Origin of the sequence: Streptomyces capoamus (genome assembly GCF_014654935.1) — a bacterium.
GTDB lineage: Bacteria > Actinomycetota > Actinomycetes > Streptomycetales > Streptomycetaceae > Streptomyces > Streptomyces capoamus.
Genome location: NZ_BNBF01000030.1, coordinates 1 through 8,055, shown reverse-complemented (window position 1 = coordinate 8,055; position 8,055 = coordinate 1). Strand labels below are relative to the sequence as shown.

At 74.3% G+C, this 8,055-nt stretch carries 7 protein-coding genes and 1 pseudogene; 4 read left to right on the top strand and 4 right to left on the bottom strand.

What is annotated here, in order from left to right; translation table 11 throughout:
* The 3 genes and pseudogenes from IE312_RS42935 to IE312_RS32960 all read right to left on the bottom strand — a co-directional run.
* A pseudogene (locus IE312_RS42935) lies at positions 1–637 on the bottom strand (nickel transporter); the annotation flags it as partial.
* A complete protein-coding gene (locus IE312_RS32965; protein WP_229900717.1) occupies positions 634–2,340 on the bottom strand; it encodes a tetratricopeptide repeat protein in 1,707 nt (568 codons plus the stop codon). The gene IE312_RS32965 and the pseudogene IE312_RS42935, both read right to left, overlap by 4 nt.
* Positions 2,341–2,431: 91 nt before the next feature.
* Positions 2,432–4,003 carry a DUF4331 domain-containing protein gene (locus IE312_RS32960; RefSeq protein WP_189985907.1) on the bottom strand — a complete coding sequence of 524 codons (1,572 nt, stop codon included), beginning with the start codon at positions 4,001–4,003 and terminating at the stop codon, positions 2,432–2,434.
* A 209-nt stretch (positions 4,004–4,212) separates the two neighbouring features.
* Here IE312_RS32960 and IE312_RS32955 point away from each other — a divergent pair, with 209 nt between their 5' ends.
* The 3 genes from IE312_RS32955 to IE312_RS32945 all read left to right on the top strand — a co-directional run bounded on the left by IE312_RS32955 (position 4,213) and on the right by IE312_RS32945 (position 5,999).
* Positions 4,213–4,755 carry a sigma-70 family RNA polymerase sigma factor gene (locus IE312_RS32955; protein WP_189985906.1) on the top strand — a complete coding sequence of 181 codons (543 nt, stop codon included), beginning with the start codon at positions 4,213–4,215 and terminating at the stop codon, positions 4,753–4,755.
* Positions 4,752–5,603 (top strand): anti-sigma factor, encoded by an 852-nt coding sequence (locus IE312_RS32950; protein ID WP_189985905.1) that lies wholly within the window; start codon positions 4,752–4,754, stop codon positions 5,601–5,603. The genes IE312_RS32955 and IE312_RS32950 overlap by 4 nt, the downstream gene beginning before the upstream one ends.
* Before the next feature lie 126 nt (positions 5,604–5,729).
* Positions 5,730–5,999, top strand: a complete 270-nt coding sequence (locus IE312_RS32945; RefSeq protein WP_189985904.1) for a hypothetical protein — start codon at positions 5,730–5,732, stop codon at positions 5,997–5,999.
* Between the two features lie 42 nt (positions 6,000–6,041).
* Here IE312_RS32945 and IE312_RS32940 read toward each other — a convergent pair whose 3' ends face one another.
* Entirely contained in the window at positions 6,042–7,238 is a 1,197-nt protein-coding gene (locus tag IE312_RS32940) for a CaiB/BaiF CoA transferase family protein (RefSeq protein WP_189985903.1), read from the bottom strand.
* A 166-nt stretch (positions 7,239–7,404) separates the two neighbouring features.
* On the opposite strand from IE312_RS32940, the gene IE312_RS32935 reads away from it, so the two are divergent.
* Entirely contained in the window at positions 7,405–7,983 is a 579-nt protein-coding gene (locus IE312_RS32935) for a nucleotidyltransferase domain-containing protein (protein WP_189985902.1), read from the top strand.
* Positions 7,984–8,055: the final 72 nt, after the last annotated feature.

Below are 8,055 nucleotides of genomic sequence, written 5' to 3'. Positions count from 1 at the left end.
CCTGCCGCTGTGCGTCCGCCGCGAGCGCCGGGCCGCCCGGCCGCACCCGCACCGAGGCGGTGACGGTGTCGGCGGGGGAGGAGAGCAAGTCCTTGGGATAGACGGTCAGTTCGCGGGAGACGGACCGCTTCGGCACATCGGTCGCGGTGAGCGTCATCCGGTCGCCGCGCGCCGTGATCTCCCGCCAGCCGGGCCCGCCGGTGGCACCCGCACTGTGGAAGCCGAGGGTCACGGTGCCCGTGCGGGGCAGCGCGGCGGTCAGCCGGCACTCCACGCGCAGGGTGTCGAGACCGGCCTGGCCCGGGCGCGGGCGCGCGCTGCTGCGGGCGGCCGTCAGGGCGGCCGTACGCCCGTCGACGGTTAGGGCGCTGTCGGCGGCGGCCCGCGCGCAGCGCTGCCGGGCCCACGCGTCCAGCCCCAGCCGTTCGATGTCCGGCTTGGCCTGGGTGGCCGGGATCTCGGCCAGGTCCTCCACGTGGTCGACGCGGAGCCGGCCGGGAGCGGCGACCAGGCCGTCGTAACGGTTGACGGTGAAGTTGCCGAGGGGATGGGCGCTCGCGGTGCCGGCCGGCAGGAGGGCCAGGGCGCACCCGGCGAGCGGTACGGCCAGCAGTACGGACAGCGGACGAAATTTCACCGGGCTCCCTCCAGCGCCTCGCGGGCCCGGTCGGCGCCCAGCCAGGAGAAGCCGGGGTTCAGCCTCAGGGCCGCGGTGAGCGAGGCACGGCCGGCCGCCCGGTGGCCGGTGGCCAGCTCGATCATGCCGCGGTGGTAGCGGAAGGCGGCGTTGCGGTATCCCGTGGCGGTGGCCCGGCGGGCGTAGGGCAGGGCCTCGGCGTCACGGCCGTTGACGTGCAGGGCCCAGGCGAGGGCGTCGGCGGTGTGCACCGTGTGCCGGCGGGCCCACTCGGCGCGGGCCGCGCGCAGGGCGGCCCGCTTGTCGCCGTGGTCGGCGGCGGCCAGCGCGGTGTCCAGGTCGGCATTGACGCCATTGGCGCGGGCCAGCGCGATCCAGGCGTCGACCAGCGCGTACTGCTGCCGGGCCCGCTCCCGGTCGCCGGCCTTGCCGCGCGCCTCGTACAGCTCGCCCAGCGCGACCAGCGGACCGGGCAGCGGGGCGCGGGCGACCACCGTCTCCAAGTCCTTGACGGCCGCGGCCCGGTCACCGCTCGCCGCCCGCGCGCGGGCCCGGCCCTCCAGCGCCGGGAGGTAGCCGTCGTCGGCGGCCAGGGCGCGGGCGTAGTAGGTGAGCGCCGTGCGCTGGTCGCCCTGGTTCCAGGCGAGCTGGCCGAGCTGGGTGGCCACGTACGCCGTGTCGCCCGGCGAGGCGGCGGCGGTCAGCGCCTGCTCCAGGACGCGGCGCGCCGTGCGCACGTCCCCGCGCAGCTCGCGCACATAGGCGTACCGGGTGAAGACGGGTACGCCCGGCTTGCGCGCGTCGGCGGTCCGCGCCGCCTTCGCCGCGTCGGCGTACCGGCCGAGTTCGACCAGGGCGTCGATCCGGGAGGACAGCGCGCGCTCGCTGTAGGGGTTGCGCCGCAGGGCCGCGTCCGCGAAGGACAGGGCGCCGTGGAAATCGTGCCGGGCGGCGGCAAGGGCGGCGCGGCCGGCCAGGGCCTGGTCGTTGTCCGGCGCCAGCGACAGGGAGCGTTGCAGCGCCTGCTCCGCCTGCGGGTACCGGGACGGGTCGGCCTTGGTCCGGGCCTGCTCCACGTAGGCCAGACCGAGGGTGGCCCAGCCGCCGTGGTCCTTCGGCTGGGCCCGCAGGTGCGTCTGCAGCGCGGTGATGGCCGCGTCCAGGTCCCCGCCGCCCAGCACCCCGGGATCCACGGCGCCGGCGGAGACCCGCACGGACGCCGGGGACCCGTCCGTGCCGAGCGCGATCGCACCGCCGGTCAGGGCGACCGCCAGCAGCGAGGCGGCGACGACGAGCTGAGCACCGCCCCGCCACAGCCGCCGGACCGCGCCGACCCGCCGGACAGCGGCGACCCGCTCGTCCCCGTCGGCCTCCTCCCCGCCGGCTCCCCGCTCCTCACCGCTCCCCGACTCGCCGGGGCCGGAGGCCGCGGGCGCCGGCCGTACTTCGCCGGGGCCGGAAGCGGTGGGCAGCGGTGTGGCCGGGGCCTGCCGGGGTTCACCGGAACCGGAAGTCGCGGTGACCGCCGTGACCTGGGCCTGCCCGGGCCGGCCGGGGCCGGGAGTGGCGGACGCCGGCCGTACTTCGCCGGGGCCGGAAGCGGTGGGTGCCGGTGTGGCCGGGGCCTGCTGGGGCCGGCCGGGTTCGTCGGCGCGGTTCGCCTTCTGCGCGTCCTGTTCGTCGTCCTGCCCGCGCGGGCCCATGACTGCTCCTGACGTCGCTCGTGTGGAAGGCGCGGCCCGCCGTGGGGGAGGAGGGCATCACGGGCCGCGCCGGTCTGGGTGGGTGCGGGATCTAGTACGCGCGCTGCAGGCGCCGGCGCCACCACGCGACGGCGGTGCCGATCAGCAGGATCCCGGCCGCGCCGGAGGCCGCCGAGGCGGCGATCAGCATGGTGTTCCCGGAACCGCCGGAGGCGGACCCGGCCGGCTGGAGGGCGTCCCCGAGCTGGCTGCGCACATCGGCACCCGCCGTCGTGCCCTTGGCGAGCCGGCCGCGCGAGCCGGCCGTGGGCTGGGCGACGTACGGGAAGTAGCTCTCGAACTTCTTGTCGTTCTTGTCGACCGCGTCACCCAGGTCGTTCTTGGAGCCGACCAGTTCGCCCTCGACGACCTGCAGCGCCGCGTCGATCACGTCGTCGCCCAGCCGCCGGCCGTTCGGGAAGCCGGCGTTGTCGCCGTCCAGCACACCGAGCCGCTTGGGGTGCATGCTCGGCTTGACCGAGGTGTTCAGCCGCAGCTCCTCCGAAGGCGTCACGTGCGGCGGCTGGTTGAGCCCCTTGACGCCCTTGAGGAAGACGTCGACCAGGTCGTTGCGCGGCTCGGCCGGGGCCTTGATCTTGTAGATGGACTCGATCAGCTTGGGCAGTTCGGGGTTGGTGACGTTCTTCAGGAACTGCCCGTCGTACGCCGGCTGCGAGGCGTTGAACTTGTCCTTGTCCTTCTGCGGGTTGACGACCTCGTTGACCAGCGGGTTGCCCAGACGCGAGACCTGGCTGTAGTAGCCCTGCGCGTTGCGGCGCTGGGCGGTCGACCAGATGCCGACGACCGGCTGGTGGGACGACTCGCGGATCAGGTCGTTCGGCACCTGCAGCGCGATGGTGTTGACGTTGTAGCCCTTGAGGGTGTCCCGGCCGACCTCGGTGAGGTTCCCGCCGTACAGCAGGTCGAAGACGCGCAGGTCCGCGAAGAACGGGTCGTCCGCCTGGCCGGCGAAGGTCGCGGCGCCGCCCGCCGTCTTGTACACCGCCTGCGCGCGCAGCTTGCCGTAGTCCGGCATGGACGCCTTGCCGACGTTCGACGGCGCCACCGGCACGTCGTCGGCCAGCTTGGTCTTCGACATCTCGTGCCCGTGGCTGAGCTTGATGAGGTCGATGTCGTACGTCTGCGTGATGTTGAGGTCGGGGTCGTCCAGGCTGGTGACCGGACCGGTGTTGTAGAGGAACGTGTTGCCGTTCTTCGTGCGGGTCTTGAAGGTGTAGCGGAACACCAGCTCGCCCTGCGCGTCACCGTTGTTGTCGATGTGCAGGTCGTACTGGGCGTCGTCGGCGAACGTGTAGAAGTTCGGTCCGCCGGCCGGTTCCTCGAACGGGATCCAGTTCGCCACGATCGTCGTCGTGTCGGGCTTGTCCGGGCTGACGAACGCGTACAGGTCCGTGTTGTCGTACTGCGGGGTGCCCGAGATCAGCGGGGCCTCGCGGTGGGAGGACGCGGAGGCCGCCCCGGGTGCCAGGGTGGCGACGCCGGCGGCCGTGAGCCCTCCGGCGGCCAGCGCGCCGCAGATGAGCGTGACCAGTCCGGTGCGTCCCGTGCCGCGCCCGGTGGACGCCCCCCGGGAGAGGGCGCCCCTGGAGAAGAGAGGTGTCATGCCGTCCGTCCTCAGTGCCGACTTGCCTTTGACGGACGGGTATACGGACCGGAGGCGCCGATCGGTTTGGTCGGCGGCGAAAAACTTTTTCCCGCTCCGCCACCCGCGTTTTCGGCCCGCTGATCCGTAACCCATCGGGGAGGTGTGTCTCGGTGCGGATGCGCGGTGCGCGAGGAAGGGCCGGCTGCGGCCACGGTGAGGGGGCCCGGATGCAGGCGGACGAGCTGCTGGTGCTCGTGGCGGGCGGCGACCAGCGGGCCTTCGAGGACCTGTACGGACTGGTGTCCGGCCCGGTGTACGGGCTGGTGCGCCGGGTGGTGCGGGACCCCGCCCAGTCCGAGGAGGTCGCCCAGGAGGTGCTGCTCGAACTGTGGCGCTCCGCCGCCCGGTTCGACCCCGGCCGGGGCAGCGCCCTGTCCTGGATCCTCACGCTCGCCCACCGCCGCGCCGTCGACCGGGTGCGCAGCGCCCGCGCCGCCGGGGAACGCGAGCAGCGCGAGGCCCTGCGCGCCGGGGAACCCGCCTTCGACCAGGTCGCCGAGGAGGTCGAGGCCGGGCTGGAACGCGAGTGGGTGCGCCGCTGTCTGAACCGGCTCACGGCCCTGCAACGCCAGTCGGTGACCCTCGCCTACTACGACGGGTACACCTACCGTGAGGTGGCCGAGCGGCTGTCGCTGCCGCTGGGCACGGTCAAGACGCGGATGCGCGACGGGCTCACCCGGCTGCGCCAGTGCCTGGGAGGCGCCGTATGAGCATCCTCGGCAGGCTGCTGCGCCGCGGGGACCCGCACTCCCTGGCCGCGCCCTACGCGCTCGACGCCCTGGAGGCCGGGGAGCGGCGCCGTTTCGAGAAACACCTGGCGGGGTGCGACCGCTGCGCCGCCGAGGTGCGGGACCTGGCCGAGGACGCGGTCCGGCTCGCCTGGTCCGCGGCGACCCCGGCGCCCGCCGCGCTGCGCGACCGGGTCCTGTCCGCCGTGCGCAGCACCCCGCAGGAGCCGGCGCCGGCCCGTACCCGTACGGCTGCGCAGGCTCCGGGCCGGGCGCAGGCACCCCTGCTGCCGCCGCACGTGTGGGGCACCCAGCCCCCGCCGGGGCGCGCCCGCCCGCCCCGCAGACGCGCTGTGTTCGCCCCGTTCGCCCCGTTCGCCACGGTCACCGCCGCCGCGGCCCTCGTCGTCGCCTCCCTCTTCGCCGTCCAGGCGCACCGCAGCGAGGACCGGCTCGCCGCCGAGCGGGTCCGGGCACGTGAGATCGCCCACGTTCTGGCCGCTCCCGACGCCCGCGCGACGAGCAGCGAGGACGCCCGGGGCCGCAGTATCGGAGTGATCGCTTCCGCCTCCGAGCGGGAGGCCGTCGTCACCCTCAGCGGATACGGCGTCCCGGCCGGCGGACGCGTACACCAGCTCTGGCTCCTGCGCCCCCGCGTGCAACCGCGCTCCCTGGGGCTCCTGGCGGGCGACACGCCCCTGGTCGCGAAGGGGCTCGACTCCTCCTCCACGTCACTCGCCGTAACCGTCGAACCTGACGGTGGATCAGCACAGCCCACCGGTCAGCCGGTTGTCCAACTCACCCTGAAATCGGTCGGATTCGGAGAGTAGTCAAAGAAGGGTGGTCAACCCCCTTACGGGGAAGGTGAATCCTGTGGCCGAGATACACGCGTGCCCCGGTGGAGCGATAGGGTTACCCTGCCCGGGCCGGGTGGACTCGTACGGGTGGGGAGTGACATGGAACAGATAACAGTGCGCAGCAGGGCGAGGGTCCCTGCGATCACCTGCGGGAGCAGCGCGAGCAGCTCGCGGCTCGACCGCCATCTGTCGGTGCTGGCGGGCCCCGCCATACCGCAGCGGGAGACGATCGAGGCGACCTCGCTGATGCGCGAACTGACGGCGCGCGACTCCGTGCACCAGCGCAGCGACCGGGGTACGCGGATCGGCCGCGTCTCACTGTTCGCGCCACTGCGCCGGCTGCGCCGTTCGCTGTTCGGCGGTCACTGACCGCACCGCAGGGCCTCTGACCCCGAGCAGGGGTGCCCGCGCTCAGGCCGCCACACCGTCCCGGCGCAGCGCTGCGATCTCGTCGTCCGTCATCCCCACGGCACGCAGCAGCGCTCCGGTGTGCTGCCCGAGTGCGGGCACATCACCCATCCGTGCCCCGTCCCCGCCCGGCAGCGTGATGGGAGGCAGCAGCGCCTTCAACGGCCCCACCGGCGAACCCACCTCACGCCACCGCTCCCGGGCCGCCAGCTGCGGATGCTCCGCCAGTTCGCGCAGGTCCCGCAGCCGCGCGCAGGCGATGCCGGCCTTCTCCAGCCGGGCCAGCGCCTCTTCGGTGCCCAGCACCGCCAGCGCTCCGGCGACCAGGGCATCGGTCCGCTCCCGGTGCGCCACCCGCGCGGCGTTCGTGGCGTACGCCGGGTCCGTGCCCAGCTCCGGGCGGCCCATGACGTGCTCGGCCAGCCGCCTCCACTCCCGGTCGTTCTGGACCGACAGCAGCACCCGCCCGCCGTCCGCCGTCGGGTAGGCGTCGTACGGCGCGATCACCGCGTGCGCGAGGCCGGTGCGGGCCGGGGGTTCGCCGCCGTGCAGGGCGTGGTGCAGCGGATGGCCCATCCACTCGGCGAGCGCCTCCAGCATGGACACCTCCACCGGCCCGCCCCGCCCGGTCGTGCCGCGCCGCACGAGCGCGGCCAGCACACCGGAGAAGGCGTACATGGCCGCCGCGATGTCCGCCGCCGGGATGCCCGCCTTCACCGGCTGCTCCGGCGTCCCGGTCACCGACACCAGCCCCGCCTCGCACTGCACGAGCATGTCGTAGGCCCGCTTGTCCGCGTACGGCCCCGAACCGCCGTAGCCCGAGATGTCCACGGCGATCAGCCGCGGGTGCCGGGCGCACAGCGTGGCCGCGTCCAGGCCGAGCCGGGCCGCGGCACCGTGCGCGAGGTTCTGCACGAACACGTCCGCGTCCGCCACCAGCCGCCGTACGACCTCCAGGCCGCGGGGGTCCTTCAGGTCCAGGGCGAGGGACTCCTTGCCCCGGTTGCACCAGACGAAGTGCGAGGCGAGGCCGCGGGCCGCCGTGTCGTAGCCGCGCGCGAAGTCGCCGCCGTCGACCCGTTCCACCTTGATGACGCGGGCGCCCAGATCGGCGAGCTGCCGGGTCGCGAAGGGCGCCGACACGGCCTGTTCGACGGCGACGACGGTGATGCCCTCCAGGGGCAGCGGGAGCTGGTCCATGAGGGGGATGATCTCCCCTGACCGGCGGCCCTGTCAGCAGGGGGGTGCCCTCCGGGACGACCGCGGTGCCGCCACAGCTCCCGAGGGACCGCGCGCATACTCGGCGGACACGGGTGCCCGGGCCGTGTGAACATGACCTCCCCCGGCGGAAGGAGCGGCAGAACCGGTGGACCACGAGCGTGCCCGGCGTCAACTCGACCTCATCGCCAGGGTGCTGGAGGCGGCCCGGGCCGACGGCATCCCGCTCTGGCTGCGCGGCGGCTGGGCCATGGACTTCTTCCTGGGTGAGGTCACCCGGGAGCACGGGGACATCGACTGGTTCGCCTGGGCGCGGGACGCGGCGCCCCTCGGCCGCATGCTGGTCCGGCTGGGCCACACCCCTGTGCCCGGACCGCCCGCCGACCTCCAGCTGGACTTCGTCGAGGACGGCCTGGAGAGCAGCTTCACCCTCGTCGACACGGACGCGGCGGGCCGGGTGACCGTCGCCGGCGGGCCCTGGGCCGGCACGCCCTGGCCGGCCGGCCTGCTCGGTGCGGAGCCGGGCCGCATCGGCGTGCTGGAGGCGCCGATCGTGGATCCGCGCGTTCAGATCGAGATCAAGCGCATGATGCCCGTCTGGGACCCCTCCCGGCCCCGCCGGGCCAAGGACGCCGAGGACGTCGCCCGGCTGGAGCGGGCGCTGCGCCGACGGGCGGCGGGCTCGGTCCCGTCGCCGGACCCCCGTCCTCCGTCCGGGACCCCCTAGTAGTGCTTCGTTACATTGGGTGATCTCGCCTGGTGGTGGGCATCTTGCCGGTATGAGGTTGGGGGAGGTGGA